13 protein-coding genes are annotated in these 20,451 nt (G+C 35.4%); 3 read left to right on the forward strand and 10 right to left on the reverse strand.

Going from position 1 to position 20,451, the window contains the following annotated elements:
• Positions 1-71: 71 nt before the first annotated feature.
• Entirely contained in the window at positions 72-1,277 is a 1,206-nt protein-coding gene (locus P2086_RS11010; RefSeq protein WP_317896798.1) for a bifunctional 3,4-dihydroxy-2-butanone-4-phosphate synthase/GTP cyclohydrolase II, read from the reverse strand.
• A gap of 49 nt (positions 1,278-1,326) precedes the next feature.
• On the opposite strand from P2086_RS11010, the gene P2086_RS11015 reads away from it, so the two are divergent.
• Positions 1,327-1,953 carry an NUDIX hydrolase gene (locus P2086_RS11015; RefSeq protein ID WP_317896799.1) on the forward strand — a complete coding sequence of 209 codons (627 nt, stop codon included), beginning with the start codon at positions 1,327-1,329 and terminating at the stop codon, positions 1,951-1,953.
• Here the strand turns inward: P2086_RS11015 and P2086_RS11020 are convergent.
• Positions 1,943-2,725, reverse strand: a complete 783-nt coding sequence (locus P2086_RS11020) for a hypothetical protein (RefSeq protein ID WP_317896800.1) — start codon at positions 2,723-2,725, stop codon at positions 1,943-1,945. The two genes, P2086_RS11015 and P2086_RS11020, sit on opposite strands and share 11 nt — an antisense overlap.
• A 357-nt stretch (positions 2,726-3,082) precedes the next feature.
• On the reverse strand, positions 3,083-4,576 hold the full coding sequence (locus P2086_RS11025) for a hypothetical protein (RefSeq protein ID WP_317896801.1): 1,494 nt from the start codon (positions 4,574-4,576) through the stop codon (positions 3,083-3,085).
• A gap of 89 nt (positions 4,577-4,665) precedes the next feature.
• Between P2086_RS11025 and P2086_RS11030 the strand changes: the two genes are divergently transcribed.
• Together P2086_RS11030 and serC are read left to right on the forward strand one after the other, a co-directional pair.
• Positions 4,666-6,780, forward strand: a complete 2,115-nt coding sequence (locus P2086_RS11030) for a WG repeat-containing protein (RefSeq protein ID WP_317896802.1) — start codon at positions 4,666-4,668, stop codon at positions 6,778-6,780.
• 33 nt (positions 6,781-6,813) lie between these two features.
• A complete protein-coding gene (gene serC, locus P2086_RS11035) occupies positions 6,814-7,887 on the forward strand; it encodes a 3-phosphoserine/phosphohydroxythreonine transaminase (RefSeq protein WP_317896803.1) in 1,074 nt (357 codons plus the stop codon).
• A 134-nt stretch (positions 7,888-8,021) separates the two neighbouring features.
• Here the strand turns inward: serC and P2086_RS11040 are convergent, their stop codons facing one another.
• From P2086_RS11040 to rplA, 7 genes are all read right to left on the reverse strand, one after another.
• Positions 8,022-8,954: a hypothetical protein gene (locus P2086_RS11040; RefSeq protein WP_317896804.1), complete on the reverse strand. Its 933-nt coding sequence runs from the start codon at positions 8,952-8,954 to the stop codon at positions 8,022-8,024.
• 39 nt (positions 8,955-8,993) lie between these two features.
• Complete coding sequence (locus P2086_RS11045; protein WP_317896805.1) at positions 8,994-9,989, reverse strand: hypothetical protein; 996 nt, start codon at positions 9,987-9,989, stop codon at positions 8,994-8,996.
• A gap of 370 nt (positions 9,990-10,359) precedes the next feature.
• Positions 10,360-14,655 (reverse strand): DNA-directed RNA polymerase subunit beta', encoded by a 4,296-nt coding sequence (gene rpoC, locus P2086_RS11050; protein ID WP_317896806.1) that lies wholly within the window; start codon positions 14,653-14,655, stop codon positions 10,360-10,362.
• Between the two features lie 116 nt (positions 14,656-14,771).
• A complete protein-coding gene (gene rpoB, locus P2086_RS11055) occupies positions 14,772-18,584 on the reverse strand; it encodes a DNA-directed RNA polymerase subunit beta (RefSeq protein WP_317896807.1) in 3,813 nt (1,270 codons plus the stop codon).
• Positions 18,585-18,706: 122 nt separating this feature from the next.
• Positions 18,707-19,078: a 50S ribosomal protein L7/L12 gene (gene rplL, locus P2086_RS11060; RefSeq protein WP_317896808.1), complete on the reverse strand. Its 372-nt coding sequence runs from the start codon at positions 19,076-19,078 to the stop codon at positions 18,707-18,709.
• 147 nt (positions 19,079-19,225) lie between these two features.
• Positions 19,226-19,723 carry a 50S ribosomal protein L10 gene (gene rplJ, locus P2086_RS11065; protein ID WP_317896809.1) on the reverse strand — a complete coding sequence of 166 codons (498 nt, stop codon included), beginning with the start codon at positions 19,721-19,723 and terminating at the stop codon, positions 19,226-19,228.
• A 14-nt stretch (positions 19,724-19,737) separates the two neighbouring features.
• Positions 19,738-20,430 carry a 50S ribosomal protein L1 gene (gene rplA, locus P2086_RS11070; RefSeq protein ID WP_317896810.1) on the reverse strand — a complete coding sequence of 231 codons (693 nt, stop codon included), beginning with the start codon at positions 20,428-20,430 and terminating at the stop codon, positions 19,738-19,740.
• Between the last annotated feature and the right edge of the window lie 21 nt (positions 20,431-20,451).

A 20,451-nucleotide genomic window follows, 5' to 3' on the forward strand; every position in this document is an offset into this window, starting at 1 on the left:
ATAAATTCTAAAAAAAGCTAAAAGTATATCGACTTCGCATTCAATGTAAATATATTAAATAGAAAAACCGATTAAAACGAATGCCCCATTTTATCTTTTTTTGTTTGAAGATATTTTACGTTATGAGGATTAGATTTTACTATGATGGGCACATTCTCAACTATCTCTAAGCCATATCCGATAAGTCCTGCACGTTTCTTAGGGTTGTTAGTCATTAGTTTTATTTTGCGTACACCGAGATCACGTAAAATTTGAGCGCCTACACCATAATCACGTTCATCCATTTTAAAACCAAGTTCAACATTGGCTTCTACTGTATCTAATCCTTCTTCTTGTAATTTATAGGCCTTTAATTTATTCAACAAACCAATACCGCGACCTTCTTGATTAAGGTATACAACAACACCCTTACCTTCTTTTTCAATCATTTGCATAGATTGATGAAGTTGTCCACCGCAATCACAACGACAACTACCAAAAATATCGCCAGTTACACAAGAAGAGTGCATTCTTACCAAAACAGCTTCATCTTTTTTCCATTCTCCCTTAACCAAAACAAGATGCTCTTGTCCATTGGTTTCTACAGCATAATCAATTAGTTTAAAATCGCCCCATTCGGTTGGCATATTTACTTCTACTTGTCTTTTAACAATACTTTCTTTTGCCAATCGATAAGCAATAAGGTCTTCAATACTAATAATTTTAAGATCGAAGCGTTCGGCAATTTTCACCAATTGTGGTAAACGAGCCATTGTACCATCTTCATTTAAAATTTCTACCAACACGCCACAAGGTTCAAACCCTGCAAGTACAGAAATATCAACAGTGGCTTCCGTGTGGCCAGTTCTGCGAAGTACTCCTCCGGGCTTTGATTTTAAAGGAAAAATATGGCCAGGTCTTCCAAAATCAGAAGGTTTAATACTAGGATCTATTAGAGCTTTCACCGTTTTAGATCTGTCTGATGCTGAAATACCGGTACTGCAACCAAACCCTAATAAATCTACAGAAACAGTAAAGGGTGTTTCGTGCAAAGATGTGTTGGCTGGCACCATCATGTCGAGTTTTAACTCATGTGCTCTTTCTTCGGTAAGCGGAGCGCAAATTAACCCACGGCCATGGGTAGCCATAAAATTAATTACCTCTGGGGTAGCATTTCTAGCTGCAGTTATAAAATCTCCTTCATTTTCACGATCCTCATCATCCACCACAATAATCACTTTTCCCTGACGAATATCTTCTAGGGCTTCTTCAATACTATTTAATTTAAATTCACTCATAATTCGCCACAAATTTAGGTAATTTAAGGCTTTGAAATAGCATTTTGTTTTGGAACAATTGATAAATAGACTTAAAACAGCCCTCGCTCAAACACTTCCAGGTGCAGAAGCCCAATATCTAATGGCACCTACTCACCGTCAACGTTATGAATTAAGAAGTTTAAAGGCAGAGGAATACAAGCCAAGTGCAGTAATGATCCTGTTTTGTGAAGATAATTCAGGAAACATGTTTATCCCTCTAACCGAAAGAATGACTTATAACGGTGTTCACAGTGGTCAAATTAGCTTGCCAGGTGGAAAATTTGATAAGAATGACGGTGATCTTTCAAGTACTGCGCTGCGTGAATGTTATGAGGAAATTGGTGTCAAAGAGATTGAGATGATCGGCAAACTCACCCCTTTATTTATTCCTGTAAGTAATTTTTTAGTTCATCCTTTTATTGGTGTTTCAAAAATTAAGAATCCCCAAATGAAAAATCAGGAGAGGGAAGTGAAAACAATCTTGAAAATTGGATTACAAAATCTACTGGATGACAGCATTGTTAAACACGGTTCTATAACTGTTGGTGACGTAGTAATTAAATCTCCCTGGTTTGAAGTAGAAAACCTTAAGGTGTGGGGAGCAACTGCAATGATTTTGAGCGAACTAAAGCAAATAATAAAAATTACTTCTTAAACTCCGTTAAAACATTATCATAACATAAATAGTACTGACCTTTACCAAGATTATCAATGGTTAGTTGTTTTCCAAAACCTTTTTTCACAATAACACCATAAGCATCGTAAATTTCAAATGCAGTCTCTTCACTAAAATCAATACTGGAATTATTTCTTGATATCGCGTAAGTAGGCTTGTTAACTGAAGAAGCTACAGTTACGTCTTTAGACATTTTTGTAAGCGCATTTAAGCCTTTTTGCTTAATTCGATATTTGTTTTCTCCACTATGCATGGCAACTTGAAAAGAATAGTCATGTTGATCGGGTGTACCTAATCCGTCCACAATACCAACCGGAACCCATTTATTCCACTTAAACTGCTCAATAACGTAAGGCAATGCTCCCATTTCATTTTTACTAGTCCATTTAAGTAAACCACTTGGAGCTATGTTAATTGTTAATACCTCAAAAGTAGGTTTTGGCTTAAGATCTTCCATGTTTAACACCTTAGGGGTGCAACCTTCATGGTGAGAAATCTCAATAGTTACGTTTTCTCCATATTTTAAATGGAGGGCTTTTAAATCTATTTCAAAGGCACTTGAATTTATTTCATCTGTAGTGATATTTCCGTTTACCCTGATTTCTTTTGCACAAAAACCAACACCACCTACGCCAAAACCATTGTGCACATATACATTTTTGTTCTGATATTTCCCCTCAATAACAAGTGTGGCAGCTCCCGCTAAAAAGCAAGTAGTTAACGCACTCAAAACCAGTAAAAATCGTTTCATAATTAAAAATTTATCAAAACCAAGATTCCGAAACAGCAAAGTTCGAAAAGTGACTAAGGCAAATATACGATAAAATGCCAAAAACTACCTTTAAAGGCATTAAAATCAGAGAAATTTTCTGATTTTAACAATTATAAACTGCAAAATGAAGAAGAGTATTAAAGCTATCAAAACCTTATAGGTTTTGTTAAAGTGAATTTTATTCAGTTTTTTTTCCTTCCCGTAACTCCAAATTAACATAATAATAAAGGCTATAACGAAAAGTGAAACAAAAACAATTCTACCTGTGCTAAACATAATGCAAATATAGACATTCCAAAAGGAGTTTCTTTTTTATAATCACGTTAGCAAATAATTTTAATCGCTAATTGTCAATAGATCCATCCTTCCAATTTTAGCCCTTTTATTATAGTTAAATCTCATTGGAAGCGGACTGTTAGGCTTTATGCAATGTGCGTTAAATTTCATAAGGTGTGTGTTTGATTCTGCTGGTCTAACAACCTCACGAACCATTTTTCCAGAACTATTAATGGTTACACATAGTGTTAAAGTAGCCTTTCCCATACCGCCTGTAGGTTCCCACCTTTTAATGTCGTAATTGGTTATATCTGGAAATCTGCTGAGGTTTTTTTGAAGATCCGAATAAAATAAATGAATTTTATTCGTACAAATTACGTGCAATATGTTGGCATCCTTTGCAACATTTCTGGGAATTATCTGCATCCACTTTAGTCTACCGTCTTGTCCATATTTCAAAACAACAATTTCCTTACCATATTGAATGGACGAAGAATAATAGTAATAATAATTATAGACATTAAGTGTGTGAAAAGTAACCTCGTAAATCTCGTTATTGATAATATATGTTCTATGGTGTTTGAATACAGGTCTGGTATTGCCTAACTTTTCATACAATTCTGAACTGAAATAATCAAAACTCGATTGGCTGAGCTCAAACTTAGCCATGTCAAACTTTAAAAGAAAAAAACCTATCGTTTTTGGATCTGCCTTGTCTAGGCTTTTATTTACACCATCTACAAATTGTCCGTTACAAATTAGTTGATTCTCTACAAATTCGAGGTTGGAATAAATTACGGTCTTATTCTCAGTAGGAAACTTAATGTTATAAAGTGATACATTGTCAGGAGGACTAACACATAATGCGTAACCAATATCTTTCTCAGAAACGTTTCTATAATAAGCAATTTGATAAATGAAGTTGCCTAAATTGTCAACATGGAAGTCGAAAGGGTAGGTGTTGGATTTTTCGAATGTTTCGTGAAACTGTTTATCCCATATTTTTTTAAATGACTCGGTTTCATATAATTTCACCTCAGGTTTACCTTGTATATTATTTTTATTATTTAAAATGAGTAACATTTTTTTTGAATCGGGCGAAAACTGTGCGTCAAATTCAATGGGTTTAATGTCTTCATTTTGCATTTGAAACTCCTGAATTACCATCGTTTCCATAAGATATGCTCCTGTAGAGGCGTTTAATATTCTTATTAGGAATAAGGTTCTTGATGGGTTTGTTTTTTTTGCTTTGGTGAACAGTATAATTTTATTAGACGCGATGGCTTGAGAAACTAAGATCTCATCTTTATCAAGTTCAATGTTTTTCTCGTAATTTAATTCAGAAGTTATATTGTTAAAGCTGCAGAGTTTAAATTCACGGGTCTTATGCCTGGCGTGTCTAAGTAAGTAATTAGTTTTGTCATCTGAGCCAATAAAAATCGGTTCAAGTTGTATTTGAGGATCAGAAAAATTTTTACCTTGAGTAAGTACAATATTTTGCGCCTGGAAGCCTTGTATAACAAAAATAAATAGCGTTATAAAACGAAAAGCCATAGATGCTGGGAAAATCTGATAGGTTCTAAAGATACTATTTTTCTAAATCTCTTTTATTCTATCAAAAAAAAAGTAAAAAGATTGTGTTAATGAAAAAAAAATACGAAACTTCACACTCTCATTTGATGCTGCAACAACTTAAAATATTTGTACTCTTTGGTTTTTTTCTTTTTTCTGGTTTTGTTGCAAAGTCTTCAAAGTTGGAAAAAGGATATGAAGCCTTAAGAATTTACAACTATTTTCAAGCGCGTAAATTATTTTATGAAATTCAAAATAAAAAACCAAATGCATATTCTTCTTTTGGCCTAGCAGTTATATTTAGTCGGCACGACAATCCGTTTCACAACATAGATAGTGCTGGTAAATACATAAAGCTAAGTTTTCATACGTACATAGCTGCTGTGCAATCTCAAACATTGTCTGGTTTTGTTATTGATAGTACCGCAATTTTAAAACTAGCTGATACCATTTCACAAAAGATGTACCGAAATATTAGCGGGTTAAATTCAATTAATGCATATGAGTTTTTTCTGCAGAATTATTATCTCGCAAATTCAAAATTAATTAAAGAGGTTGTTTACGCCAGAGATGAGTTTGAATTTAATCATGTACATGAAACTAACAACAGCGATTCTACAAAGCAGTTCATGGTCTTGCATCCTCAAAGCCCTTTTTACCGTGAAGCTTTTTTGTTATTGGAAAGCCAGTTATACAATGAAAATACTTTTATTGGAACTGCTGAGGCTTATATATCTTTTTTAAAAATGTATCCAAATAATAACATGGTAAAAACCGCACACGAAAAATTGTTCAGCATTTACCGCCAACAAAAAGATAGTGCAGGTTTGGCTTTTTTTGTAAAAAATTACCCAAGCGCATACCAAACCATCGAAGCGTGGAAGCTTCTTTTTTCTTTAAGCGTAAAAGCATTTTCATTTGATGAATTAAAAAGTTTTGTAAACAAATACCCTAACTTCCCTCTAAAAACATCGATACTGCATGAATTGGAACTGAATAAAATTATACTCTACCCATACCAACTAAATGATTTTGTAGGATTTATAGATACCAAGGGTAAGTTTGTCATTAAACCTAAATACGATGCGGCAAGCGATTTTTATGAAGGACTATCAGTGGTTTCAAAAGACGATTCGGTATTTTTTATAAATAAACAAAACGTAAATCCGTTTTCAAAAATATATTCAGAAGCAGCAGTTTTTAAAAATGGAATAGCACCTGTAAAACAAAACAATAAATGGGTTTTTATTAATAGGCAAGGTCAAACTATTTCGCGATTTTACGATGAAATTAATGAGTTGTCTGATAATGTATATGTAGTAAAAACGGATTCTAAATATGGAGCTTTAGACCATTTTGGTCAAAATATAATAGAACCTAAATTTGATAAACTAGGCGATTTTAAAAATGGCTATGCGTATTTTATGGATAAAGGTTTATATGGGTTTATCTCAAAAAGCGGCACGGTACACAGAGCAGAGTTCGAATGGATTTCTGATTTTAGTGCAGCGCAAATCGCAATTGTGAAGCAACAAAATAAATATGGTTTAATAAATGTTTTTGGAAAAAAAATACTTGAACCGCTCTACGATCAAATACTTAGAACCGATACAAATGTGTTTATAGTTATTTTAAATAATCAATACGGTTTTTTTACTTCCGCAGGTTGTTTCTTAACTCCAATAGCGTATGATTATACTATTGAAAATACGCCACAGTATTACACAAACGGATCCTTATTTAAATTGATAAAAAAAGATGAGCAATCTTTCGTAGATGCTAACGGTCGTACTTATATTAATTTTGGAGCTTATCAGGAAATTAATTTTCCGGTGAATGGTTTATTGCGTGTAAAACTAAAAAACAAATATGGGTACGTCGATCGCAAACTGACAAATGTAATTCCTTATAAATTCAGCCAGGCGCAGGATTTTTCAGACAGTTTAGCTCTTGTTAAGTTAAAAGAAAATAATGCAATTATAACAATAAAAGGTGTTGAGGTTTTTTTTACCGGTGCAGAAATCGTAAAAATATCATCACATTATTTTAGTGTGAACGACGACGCTAGATCTATTATAAATCAGAGGGGAGACCTCATTTATACTGAGGTGGATAATGTTCAGAAAATAAATAATCTGCTAATTGTTACTCTAAATACAGGAGAAATAAAATTGATATACGATTAAACATTATTACATTTATACCTTAAAATTCAATTTATGAGTAAAGTTCACAATTTTAGCGCGGGCCCAGGAATTTTGCCTGCAGAAGTATTAAAGCAAGCATCTGAAGCCTGTATTAATTTTGATAATCTTAATTTGTCATTACTAGAAATTTCGCACAGAAGCAAAAATTTCGAAGCGGTAATGGACGAAGCAAGATCAACTGTAAAAGAATTATTAGGAGTAGGGGATGAGTACGAGGTTGTTTATTTAGGAGGAGGTGCAAGTTTGCAATTCGCAATGGTTCCATACAATCTTTTAAAAACAGATGGCTACGCAGCTTACGTAAACACAGGCGTTTGGGCAAACAAAGCCATTAAAGAAGCAAAAATAATTGGTAATACAAAAGTGATCGCTTCTTCTGAAGATAAGAACTATAACTACATTCCTAAAGGATATGAAATTCCTAAGGACGCAGATTATGTGCACATTACAAGTAACAATACCATCTATGGCACACAAATTAAAGAGTTTCCTAATTCGTCAATACCAGTAGTATGCGACATGAGTTCTGACATTTTTAGCCGCAAAGTAGATGCTAAAAAGTTTGCTCTTATTTATGCAGGCGCTCAAAAAAACATGGGTCCTGCCGGAAGCACCATGGTTATGGTAAAAAAAGATTCACTTGGAAAAACAGGAAGAAAAATGCTTTCGATGTTAGATTACCAAGTTCACATCAAGGGCGGTTCTATGTACAACACGCCACCCGTGTTTCCAATTTATGTTACTCTGTTAACCATGCAGTGGCTTAAGAAAAATGGGGGCATTGCTTGGATCGAAAAACTAAATCAACAAAAATCAGACGCCATTTATAACGAAATAGATAGAAACTCTTTGTTTTATGGTAGCACAGCGGTAGAAGATCGCAGCCAAATGAACGTATGTTTCTTAATGAACAAACCCGAATTAGAACCCGAATTTGATAAGTTCTGGAAAGATGCCGGAATCAGCGGTATTCGTGGACACAGGGATGTAGGCGGTTACAGAGCATCCTTATACAACGCTTTACCTCTAGAAAGTGTAAATGTTCTGGTTGATGTAATGAAAGCTTTTGAAAAGAAGTTTGCTTAAAAAGTCTTAATACAAATTATTAATAGGCTGCTCATTTCGAGCAGCCTATTTTGTTTTGGGGTGTATTTATTTTAAGAGGCATAAAAAAAAGGCTTCCGAAACGGAAGCCTTTTTAGAATGGTTTTTACCAGAAATTAATCAGCAATAAAACTATTGTAAGAGAAGTGGTTTGCGTTTCTAATATTGCTATTGAAAACACCATTTTGATTTAATGTTTGCATTTGAAACACGCCCATTTTACCTGGTTTAACTGTGCTGTTTGACATAATAGTGTCGCGAGTTGCAGCATAATCGGCAACCCAAATAGTTGCGTTTTGGTTAAACCCAGATGTACCAGATGGCACAGTAGCGACATTAAAACTGTAATTACCGTTCGCGTCGGTTGTAGTTTCGTATGACTTATTAGCCAAAGTACTAGGGTCTTTGTCAAAAGTCAAATAAACTTTATGACTTGCCAAAGGAACATTAGTTGTAGTGATAGAAACCACAGTACCCGTTAAAACTTGTTTAAATAAATTAACCGCAACTGAACCCGTAATAGTAGCTGACCCAATTTTAATTGTATTTGGATTAGAAGAAACATTATTAGCAAAGAAATCATAATTAAACACAGAATTTTGTCCCATGAACAATGTTCTGTTTTGGTTAGTTCCTGCAAATGTTGAATAGAAACCACGTTTGGTTACACCGTTAATTAAAGTGTCAAGTGTTCCAGAATAACCATCTATTGTAATCTGAGCACTGACACCAGTAGCATTAGATTTAACAGAGATTTGGTAGTTACCGGTACTGTCTGTAGTCGCTGAATAAACATCTGCTCCTTGCGCTGTTGAATTCGGATATAAAGAATTCTTGTTTACTTTAATAGAAACATTAATTCCTTTTACGGGAATTCTTGAACCATTTGTCCAGTTACCACTTCCGTTAGGAGTGATGATGTTTTTAGTAATTGTACCTTTTACAAGAGTAGTTCCTGTTACGTCTGTTGCCGTAAATTCTTTTGGTTCGTCTTTCTTACATGAGAATAAAATAACTGTAAGAGAAAGGGCTAATATTGATTTTTTCATGATATTAAATTTTAATTTTTTTATAATTTGTTGGATAGATTAAAAGTGAATTAAGAGTGTTAAGGCGCCAGCACCTCCATAAAGAGAGGTATTTCCACCTAAAGTATTATTCAATGAGAAAATAGAACCATTGTTGTTATCTATAGAAAACCCTTTGGTAAGTTCTTTAGAATCTACTTCAACTTCCTCAATGAGTACTTCTGGACCATTTTGACCATTGTTATATACTTCACGTTTAGATGTTGCTGCTCTACGAGTGGTTATTGCATATCCCCAGCCATATTCAGCAGCAATAGATATTTTAGCAAAAATAAAATACTCAACACCTACAAAACCACGCGCTCCAATTCTAAATCCTCCACGGTGACTTGTTTCAAGCGCTCTGGTAACTCTACCAAAAGGAGTAGGGTTTTGAGTTGCAACTTGTGAAGTATTAAAATTGCTAGTGTAATCCACCTGAAATTGATCAGAAAAAGCGTTACCGTAACTTACACTTTCTGTTGATCCAGTGTTTCCAACACCTAATTCAATACCGTAAAAGCCTTGCAGTCTGCGATAACCTCTTCTTTTCTCAATACCAATTGAAATTAACCAGTTATTCTTTTTAAAGGTTAATTTATCATCAACACGAATTAAGGAAGCTGCATTAATGTCATCCTGAGTTCCTAGTGAAGCAGCATGCATGGCAACAGCATCTTGAACCTGATTGGTCATTGAACCTGATAAAGTATTAAAGCCAAATCTTACGCGAAGCGCAGTTTTCGCATCAAGAAAATACTTCCCAGTAATTTGATTGTTTGAATTTGAAGTGTACTGCACCACATTTCCAGCACCAGAAAATGGTGTTGCTTTGTTTAGTGTACCTAAAATCATATCCAAAACTGGAATTGTGTTAAACCCTAAACCGATATCACCTGCTTTGGGTAAGATTTCATTGCCTTTTTTATTCTTGGGGATTTGATCGTCCCCGAGATCTTGGGCTGTTGCTAACATTGTACCGAACAGTGTTAACATAATTGTTAATCGTTTCTTCATAGATTGTTGTTTAATTTTAAGCAAAGGTAAAGCTTTTACTCCTTCACTTAGAATAAACATTTAACAATTGTGTGTTAATCAATTGAAACTAAAAAGAGAATTTATTAATAAGAGTAGTTTAAATATTTGATTTTCAGATATTTATATCTAACTTTTTTCAGTAACACTCTACGGTTTTGGGATTTTAGACGAGATCGATATCTTCTAAAACGTTGTAAATAACAGCTTGATGCTTGCAAAAAACTAAAATTATACAATATTAAATGCTAAGGTTAGTAGTATCTAAACAAAAAACCCCAACATTGCTGTCAGGGTTTTTAATTTATCATTTAGTTCCGATAGCTATCGGAATTATCAATTTAACATTCTACTAAGCTTCCTCTTCAACTTCTTCTTTAGAAGCCATTAAGCGTTCGTATTCTTCTTTACTTCCAACTACTAGTTTTTCGTATTGACGTAAACCGGTACCAGCAGGAATTAAATGTCCAACAATTACGTTTTCTTTTAATCCTAATAAAGTATCCACTTTACCGTTAACTGCAGCTTCGTTCAATACTTTTGTAGTTTCTTGGAAAGATGCAGCTGAAATCCAGCTATTAGTTTGTAAGGAAGCACGGGTAATACCTTGAAGAATTGGATTTGCCGTTGCAGGAACTGCATCTCTAGCTTCTATCAGTTGTTTATCCTTACGTCTTAATACGGAGTTCTCATCACGCAATCTACGTGCAGTGATTATTTGTCCGCGTTTCAATTCAGAACTGTCTCCTGGCTCAATAACAACTTTTTTACCAAAAATTTCGTCGTTTTGAGTCATAAAGTCGCCTTTATTGATTAACTGTTGCTCTAAGAACATAGTATCACCTGGATCAACAATCTCAACCTTACGCATCATTTGACGAACAATAGTTTCAAAATGTTTATCATTAAGTTTTTGACCTTGTAAACGGTAAACCTCTTGGATTTCATTTACTAAGTATTCCTGAACGGCAGTTGGCCCTTTAATTGCTAAAATATCTCCAGGGCTTACAGCACCATCAGATAAAGCATCACCAGCTTTTACAAAATCATTTTCCTGAACCAAGATGTGTTTACTTAAGTTCACTAAATAACGACGTTGTTCGCCTGTTTTTGCTTCAACAACTACTTCACGGTTACCGCGTTTAATTTTACCAAAAGTCACAATTCCATCAATCTCACTTACAACAGCTGGATTACTAGGATTACGAGCTTCAAATAACTCAGTTACACGAGGTAAACCACCGGTGATATCACCTGTTTTACCTGTAACACGAGGAATCTTAACTAACACTTGTCCTGGTTCAATCTTCGCACCTTCATTTACAATGATGTGTGCACTTACCGGAATATTATATGATTTAAGAGATTCACCTTTTTTATCCACGATACGAATCAATGGACTCATTGTTTTATCTCTACTTTCGATAATTACTTTTTCACGGAAACCTGTTTGTTCATCACTTTCTTCACGGAACGTAACGTTTTCTTTGATATGCTCAAATTCAACACTACCTCCAAATTCAGAAACGATAACTGCGTTATACGGATCCCAATCACAAATCAAATCACCTTTCTTAACCTTAGCACCTGGCTTAACATACAAGCTTGAACCGTAAGGTACATTACCTGTTGTTAAAGTAATACCGGTATTTGAATCAGTAATACGCATTTCAGTAGAACGTCCGATAACAATGTTAGATTTTACTCCTTCGTTATTTAAACGCTCAACAGTACGTAACTCATCAATTTCAAGAACACCATCATGTTTAGCAATCAATGCACTCGATGCAGCAGTATTCGATGCCGTACCACCCACGTGGAAAGTACGTAATGTTAACTGTGTACCTGGTTCACCAATAGACTGTGCAGCAATTACACCTACAGCTTCACCTAACTGAACTAAACGTCCGTTAGATAAGTTACGGCCGTAACATTTTGCACAAACACCTGAACGTGATTCACATGTTAATACCGAACGAATATCAACCGTTTCAATTGGCGATTTGTCAATTGTCACAGCGATATCTTCCGTAATTACTTCTCCACCACCAATGATTAAATCACCAGTTGTTGGATGGTAAATATCACTAACAGTTGTACGTCCTAAAATACGGTCATATAATGCTTCAACGATATCATCATTATTTTTCAATGCTGTCATGCTTAATCCACGAAGGGTTCCGCAATCTGCTTCATTGATAATAACATCTTGCGCCACGTCAACTAAACGACGGGTTAAGTAACCAGCATCGGCAGTTTTTAAAGCCGTATCCGCTAAACCTTTACGCGCACCGTGAGTTGAAATAAAGTACTCTAAAATCGAAAGACCTTCACGGAAATTCGATAATACTGGGTTTTCAATAATTGAAGTTGTAGTATCACCCGCTTTTTGAGGCTTAGCCATCAAACCACGCATTCCACTCAACTGTTTAATTTGTTCTTTAGATCCACGAGCACCTGAGTCTAGCATCATAAACACCGGATTAAATCCTTGGCGATCTGTGCTTAAGTTATCAAGTACTTTTTTAGTAACTTTTGAGTTGGTGTGCGTCCAGATGTCAATGATCTGATTGTAACGCTCATTGTTGGTAATGAAACCCATGTTGTAGTTGCTGATTACCTCATCAACCTGAACTTGCGCTTCACCAATAATTTTCATTTTCTCAATCGGAGTTTGAATATCTCCTAAGTTAAATGATAATCCACCTCTGAAAGCCGTTTTGAAACCTAATTCTTTAATATCATCAAGAAACTTAGCTGTTTTAGCCATACCTGTTTTCTTAACAATCATACCAATGATGTCACGTAACGATTTCTTAGTTAATAACTCGTTAATGAAACCAACTTCATGAGGCACTACGATGTTAAATAACACACGGCCTGCAGTTGTTTCAATTATTTTAGTTACTAATTTATCACCATCAAGTGCATTGGTAATTTTAATTTTAATTTGTGCGTGAAGATCAACTGCTTTTTCATTAACAGCAATTACTACTTCATCAGCGCTATAGAAAGTTTTACCTTCTCCTTTAACAACGTCGTTAGGTAAATTCTTTTTAGATTTAGTCAAATAATATAAACCTAACACCATATCCTGAGATGGAACCGCTACCGGTGCACCATTAGATGGATTAAGAATATTATGTGACGCTAACATCAAAATTTGAGCTTCCAAAATTGCTGCATGTCCCAACGGAACGTGAACAGCCATTTGATCCCCATCAAAATCGGCGTTAAATGCAGTACAAACCAAAGGATGTAATTGAATAGCCTTTCCTTCAATTAATTTTGGTTGGAAAGCTTGAATACCTAGTCTGTGTAATGTTGGGGCACGGTTTAACATTACCGGATGCCCTTTTAAAGCGTTTTCTAAAATATCCCAAACAATCGGTTCTTTTTTATCTACAATTTTTTTAGCAGATTTTACTGTCTTAACAATACCACGCTCAATCATTTTACGAATGATAAACGGTTTGAATAATTCAGCTGCCATTTCTTTTGGCAATCCACACTCATGTAATTTTAATTCTGGCCCTACAACAATTACCGAACGAGCAGAATAATCCACACGTTTACCTAATAAGTTTTGACGGAAACGGCCTTGTTTACCTTTTAATGAATCAGATAATGATTTTAAAGGACGGTTGCTATCAGTTTTAACTGCATTAGATTTACGAGAGTTATCGAATAATGAATCTACTGACTCTTGTAACATACGTTTTTCATTACGTAAGATTACATCTGGAGCTTTAATTTCAATTAAACGCTTTAAACGGTTATTACGAATAATAACACGACGGTATAAGTCATTTAAATCGGAAGTAGCGAAACGACCACCATCCAATGGAACTAAAGGACGTAATTCTGGTGGAATAACTGGAACAACTTTAACGATCATCCACTCAGGACGATTCACTACGTTTTGGTTAGCTTGTCGGAAAGCCTCAATAACTTGTAAACGTTTTAGTGCTTCGTTTTTACGTTGTTGTGATGTTTCTGTATTTGCTTTGTGACGAAGATCGTAAGATAAATCGTCAAGATTTAAACGTGATAACAAGTCAGCAATTGACTCAGCTCCCATTTTAGCAATAAATTTATTAGGATCTGCATCATCTAATAAAGCATTTTCTTTTGGAAGAGTATCAACAACGTTTAGATATTCTTCTTCCGTTAAGAAGTCAAGGTAGTTGATACCATTTTCTGCCGCAGCACCTGCATTAATTACTACATAACGTTCGTAGTAAATAATCATATCTAATTTCTTAGTAGGTAAACCTAATAAGTAACCAATTTTATTTGGTAACGAACGGAAGTACCAGATGTGAGCAACAGGCACAACTAAATTGATGTGTCCCATACGTTCACGACGTACTTTCTTTTCAGTAACCTCAACACCACAACGGTCGCAAACAATCCCTTTGTAACGGATACGTTTGTATTTACCGCAATGGCACTCGTAATCCTTAACCGGGCCAAAAATACGTTCGCAGAACAAACCGTCTCTTTCAGGTTTGTAAGTCCGGTAATTAATGGTTTCAGGTTTTAAGACCTCACCGCTTGAGCGACGCAGAATAGTTTCAGGAGAAGCTAAACTGATGGTGATTTTCGAAAAATTTGACTTTTGTTTGTTATCTCTTCTTAACGCCATGTTATTTATTTACAATTTATTTATTTACAATTTACGATTTTACCTTGTTAACGAATTTGAATTTACAATTTCAGATTTTTCAATCATCAATTGTAAATTCGTCAATCGTCAATTGATTAATCCATCGTAATATCTAACGCCAGACCTCTTAATTCATGCAACAATACGTTGAATGACTCAGGAATACCTGGAGTAGGGATGTTTTCACCTTTTACAATTGCTTCGTAAGCTTTTGCACGACCGGTAACATCATCCGACTTAACAGTTAATAATTCTTGTAACACATTTGCTGCACCGTATGCTTCGAGTGCCCAAACTTCCATCTCACCAAAACGCTGACCACCAAATTGAGCTTTACCACCCAAAGGTTGTTGTGTAATTAATGAATATGGTCCGATTGAACGAGCGTGCATCTTATCATCCACCATGTGACCTAATTTCAACATGTAAATGATACCTACCGTTGCAGGTTGGTCAAAGCGCTCACCAGTTCCACCGTCATACAAGTAGGTACGACCGAATTGAGGTAAGCCAGCTTTTTTAGTGTATTCGTCAATTTGTTCAACAGTTGCACCGTCAAAAATTGGAGTTGAGAATTTCATATTCAATTTCTCACCAGCCCAAGCTAACACAGTTTCGTAAATCTGTCCAAGGTTCATACGCGAAGGTACACCTAGTGGATTTAACACGATGTCAACAGGAGTTCCGTCTTCTAAGAATGGCATGTCTTCTTCTTTCACGATACGAGCAACAATACCCTTGTTACCGTGACGTCCAGCCATCTTATCACCAACTTTTAATTTACGTTTTTGTGCAATGTAAACTTTTGCTAACTGAACAATTCCATTTGGTAACTCGTCACCAACAGTAATCTGGAATTTCTCACGTTTGTATTTTCCTAAATAATCGTTGAATTGGATTAAGAAGTTATGTAACAAACGCTCAATTTGTTCGTTTTTATCTTTGTCAGTAGTCCAATTGCTTGGATTTACTTCGCTGTAATCGATACGCTCTAATAATTTTTGAGTGAACTTAGTACCGCGTGGTACAACTTCTTCTCCTAAAATATTAGTAACACCTTGTGAAGTACGACCGTTAACCAGAACAAATAATTTGTCAACTAATTTTAATTTTAAGTTGTAATTATTTTTTTCGTGATCCGAATCTAACTTTTCTACTAAAGGTTTTTCTTCAGCTTTAGCTTTTTTATCTTTAATTACACGTGAGAATAATTTTTTATCAACGATAACACCTTTGATAGATGGAGATACACGTAAAGACGCATCTTTCACATCACCAGCTTTGTCACCAAAGATTGCACGTAATAATTTTTCTTCCGGTGAAGGATCAGTTTCTCCTTTAGGAGTAATTTTTCCAATTAAGATATCACCTTCTTTTACTTCAGCACCAATACGAATAATACCTTTTTCGTCAAGGTCTTTAGTAGCATCTTCACTTACGTTAGGAATATCTGGAGTTAACTCTTCCATTCCACGTTTTGTGTCACGTACTTCTAAAGTATACTCATCGATGTGAATCGAAGTAAAGATATCTTCACGAACAATTTTTTCATTGATAACGATAGCATCCTCAAAGTTGTAACCTTTCCATGGCATGAAAGCCACTTTTAAGTTACGACCTAAAGCTAATTCACCGTCTTGAGTTGCATAACCTTCGCAAAGAACTTGTCCTCTTGAAACTTTATCACCTTTCTTAACGATTGGTTTTAAGTTGATACAAGTGCTTTGATTGGTTTTTTGAAACTTGGTTAATTTGTATGTTTTTACATCGCCTTCGAAGCTGATTAATTTCTCTTCGTCGTTGCGGTTGTAACGGATAGTGATAGATTGAGCATCTACGTACTCAACAATTCCTTCACCTTCAGCGTTAATTAATACACGGCTATCTTCAGCAACACGTGCTTCAATACCAGTACCAACGATAGGAGCTTGTGGACGCAATAAAGGTACCGCTTGACGTTGCATGTTCGAACCCATTAAGGCACGGTTAGCATCATCATGCTCTAAGAAAGGAATTAAAGAAGCTGCAATCGAAGCAATTTGATTCGGAGCAATGTCCATCAAATGCACTGCATTCGGCTCAAGAATAGGGAAGTCACCTTCGTAACGTGCTGTTACTTTTTTAGTAGTGATGTTTCCTTTATCATCTAAATCAACGTTAGCTTGCGCAATGTTTTTTAGATCTTCTTCTTCTGCAGTTAAATAAATAATAGGTTTGTTAGAGTCCAATTTACCGTTTGTAACCGTACGGTATGGAGTTTCAATAAATCCTAATTTATTCACTTTTGCATAAACACAAAGAGAAGAAATTAAACCAATATTTGGTCCCTCTGGAGTTTCGATTGTACAAAGACGACCATAGTGAGTATAGTGAACGTCACGCACCTCAAAACCTGCACGCTCACGAGATAAACCCCCTGGCCCTAGTGCCGAAAGACGACGCTTGTGCGTAATCTCCGATAAAGGATTGGTTTGATCCATGAACTGTGATAATTGATTGGTTCCGAAGAACGAATTAATTACAGAGCTTAATGTTTTTGCGTTAATTAAGTCAGTTGGAGTGAACACCTCGTTATCACGTACATTCATACGTTCACGAATAGTACGCGCCATACGGGCTAAACCTACACCAAATTGAGAGAATAATTGCTCACCAACAGTACGTACACGACGGTTAGACAAGTGATCGATATCATCTACATCTGTTTTTGAGTTAATTAACTCAATAAGATACTTAATGATTAAGATCATGTCTTCTTTAGTCAATACACGAATTTCAGGAGGAATGTTTAATCCCAACTTCTTGTTAATTCTATAACGACCAACTTCACCTAAATCGTAACGTTTATCAGAGAAAAATAATTTATCAATTACGCCACGAGCAGTTTCCTCATCAGGTGGTTCTGCGTTACGTAATAAACGGTAAATAAATTCAATTGCTTCTTTTTCAGAGTTGGTTGAATCTTTTTGTAAAGTGTTATAGATGATTGCGAAATCAGCAGTATTTACATCTTGTTTGTGAAGAATGATGGATTTAACACCAGCATCTGCAATGATATCAATATGCTCATCTTCTAAAATGGTTTCACGGTCTAAAATAACTTCGTTACGTTCGATAGAAACTACCTCTCCGGTATCTTCATCAACGAAATCTTCTAACCAGGTTTTAAGAACACGGGCAGCTAATCTACGACCAACTTCACGTTTTAAACCTGCTTTGCTAACTTTTACTTCGTCAGCTAAACCAAAAATTTCTAAAATTTGTTTATCACTTTCAAAACCGATAGCGCGCAATAAAGTAGTAACAGGTAATTTTTTCTTACGATCGATGTAAGCGTACATTACATTGTTAATATCTGTTGCAAATTCTATCCAGCTTCCTTTGAAAGGAATAACGCGGGCGCTGTATAATTTGGTACCGTTCGCATGGCGACTTTGACCAAAGAATACACCAGGAGAACGGTGTAATTGAGAAACAATTACACGCTCAGCTCCATTTATAATAAATGAACCTTTAGGCGTCATGTATGGGATTGTACCCAAATACACGTCCTGCATAATCGGCTCAAAATCTTCGTGTTCAGGATCTGTACAATAAAGGTACAATTTAGCCTTTAATGGAACAGAGTAGGTGAGTCCACGTTCAATACACTCATCAAGAGCATAGCGAGGCGGATCGATATAATAATCCTTAAATTCTAATACGAAGTTGTTACGTGCATCAGAAATAGGAAAGTTTTCGGCAAACACGCGGAATAACCCTTCTTTTTTACGGTTTTCCGGCGTTGTTTCTAACTGGAAAAAATCCTGAAAGGATTTCACCTGAATATCTAAGAAATCCGGATATTCGATCGGAAATTTATTCGACGAGAAATTAACTCGTTTTTGAATTTTTGTACTTGCAGCCAATGTTATTTAGATATTAAATTATTACAATTTTGACTTTTTCAAAGCTCTCTGTTTTCTATGACAAAAAACAGGAAAATGACCCCGCGTTTAAACAGGATCATTTTCTAGTAATAGATGCAGAATTACTTAATTTCTGCTTTGGCACCAGCTTCTTCTAAAGCTTTTTTAATTGCTTCAGCTTCTTCTTTACCAACACCTTCTTTTACAGCTTTAGGAGCTCCGTCAACTAAGTCTTTAGCTTCTTTTAAGCCTAAACCAGTTAAGTCTTTTACAACTTTAACAACTCCTAATTTAGCTCCACCAGCTTCTAATAACATAACATCAAAAGATGTTTTTACAGCAGCAGCTTCTCCAGCACCTGCACCACCACCAACGGCTACGGCAACAGCAGCTGGCTCAATACCATGCTCATCTTTTAATACTTTTGCTAATTCTTGAACTTCTTTTACTGTTAAGCTAACTAATGTGTCAGCTAATGATTTAATATCTGCCATTTTATTTTTTATTTGTGCTGAAAGATTTTAATTTTTTCAGCGTTGTTAATTTATTTATTTACTTGTTTTTTTTTCGGACTATTTTATCAATCCGCCAGATTGTTTTTCTTGTAATGAAGCGAGTTGTACTCTGCTTCATCTAACAGTTTATGCAGCTTCTTCGCTACCGCCTTTGTTTTCCAAAGCACCCATAACGCGTTGAATTGGAGATTGTAATAATGCAATCACTTCACCAATTAATTCGTTTTTAGATTTTAATCCTACTAAGGCATCCAATTGCTCATCGCCAATGAAGATCATATCTTCAACGTAAGCAGCTCTTAAAGCTGGTTTTTTACCACCTTTACGGAATTCTTTCATAATTTTCGCAGGCACATTAGATGTATCTGTAAAAATTAAAGCAGTTTCGCCTTTTAAAGCTGGAATTAACTCTGCTAATTTACTGTCGTTTGCTCTTTCAATTGCTTTTTTAAGCAAAGTGTTCTTAATAACTTGTACCGATACTTTTTTCTCGAAACATTGTTTACGGAACGCATTTACTTTTTCAACTGTTAAAGTAGAACAATCTGCTAAATAGATTTTGTTGTTGGCATTTAATTTCTCTACCAACTCCTCTATTACCTGTGTTTTTTCGGTTTTATTCATTTTTTAGCAGTTTTTTAAGAGAATAATTTAGGATCTACAGTTACACCAGGACTCATTGTGCTACTCAAAGTAATTGATTTCACATAAGTTCCTTTAGCGCTCGACGGCTTTAATTTTAAAACAGTTTGTAACAGTTCATTCGCGTTCTCAGTTAATTTGGCCGCATCAAACGACGCTTTACCAACACCTGCATGAATAATTCCTGCTTTATCTACTTTAAAATCAATTTTACCACCTTTTGAATCTGTTACCGCTTTACCAATGTCCATGGTTACAGTTCCTGTTTTAGGGTTTGGCATTAAACCACGAGGGCCTAACACACGTCCTAATGCACCAACTTTTCCCATAACAGAAGGCATAGTGATGATAACATCAACATCTGTCCATCCACCTTTGATTTTTTCAATGTATTCGTCTAATCCAACGAAATCCGCGCCAGCTGCTCTTGCTTCTGCTTCCTTATCAGGAGTTACAATAGCCAAAACACGCATGGTTTTACCTGTACCGTGAGGTAAGGTAACAGTACCGCGTACCATTTGATTAGCTTTACGAGGGTCAACTCCTAAACGGATCGCAAGATCCACAGAAGCGTCGAATTTTGTAGAGGTAATGTCCTTTACAATTTTAGCCGCTTCAGCTACGGAGTAAGACTTACTAGCGTCGAATTTCGCGTTAGCAGCCTTTCTTTTTTTAGTCAACGTTGCCATTTCTTAAGCTTGTTTTTAATA

Source organism: Aurantibacillus circumpalustris, from assembly GCF_029625215.1.
In the GTDB taxonomy this organism is placed as follows: domain Bacteria; phylum Bacteroidota; class Bacteroidia; order B-17B0; family Aurantibacillaceae; genus Aurantibacillus; species Aurantibacillus circumpalustris.

Excerpts from the sequence above, each read along its gene's own strand:
- rplA (WP_317896810.1), bottom strand. The coding sequence starts at position 20,430 with ATGGCAACGTTGACTAAAAAAAGAAAGGCTGCTAACGCGAAATTCGAC.
- P2086_RS11030 (WP_317896802.1), top strand. The coding sequence starts at position 4,666 with ATGAAAAAAAAATACGAAACTTCACACTCTCATTTGATGCTGCAACAA.
- serC (WP_317896803.1), top strand. The coding sequence starts at position 6,814 with ATGAGTAAAGTTCACAATTTTAGCGCGGGCCCAGGAATTTTGCCTGCA.
- rpoC (WP_317896806.1), bottom strand. The coding sequence starts at position 14,655 with ATGGCGTTAAGAAGAGATAACAAACAAAAGTCAAATTTTTCGAAAATC.
- P2086_RS11010 (WP_317896798.1), bottom strand. The coding sequence starts at position 1,277 with ATGAGTGAATTTAAATTAAATAGTATTGAAGAAGCCCTAGAAGATATT.
- P2086_RS11040 (WP_317896804.1), bottom strand. The coding sequence starts at position 8,954 with ATGAAAAAATCAATATTAGCCCTTTCTCTTACAGTTATTTTATTCTCA.
- P2086_RS11020 (WP_317896800.1), bottom strand. The coding sequence starts at position 2,725 with ATGAAACGATTTTTACTGGTTTTGAGTGCGTTAACTACTTGCTTTTTA.
- rplJ (WP_317896809.1), bottom strand. The coding sequence starts at position 19,723 with ATGAATAAAACCGAAAAAACACAGGTAATAGAGGAGTTGGTAGAGAAA.
- P2086_RS11045 (WP_317896805.1), bottom strand. The coding sequence starts at position 9,989 with ATGAAGAAACGATTAACAATTATGTTAACACTGTTCGGTACAATGTTA.
- rplL (WP_317896808.1), bottom strand. The coding sequence starts at position 19,078 with ATGGCAGATATTAAATCATTAGCTGACACATTAGTTAGCTTAACAGTA.
- P2086_RS11025 (WP_317896801.1), bottom strand. The coding sequence starts at position 4,576 with ATGGCTTTTCGTTTTATAACGCTATTTATTTTTGTTATACAAGGCTTC.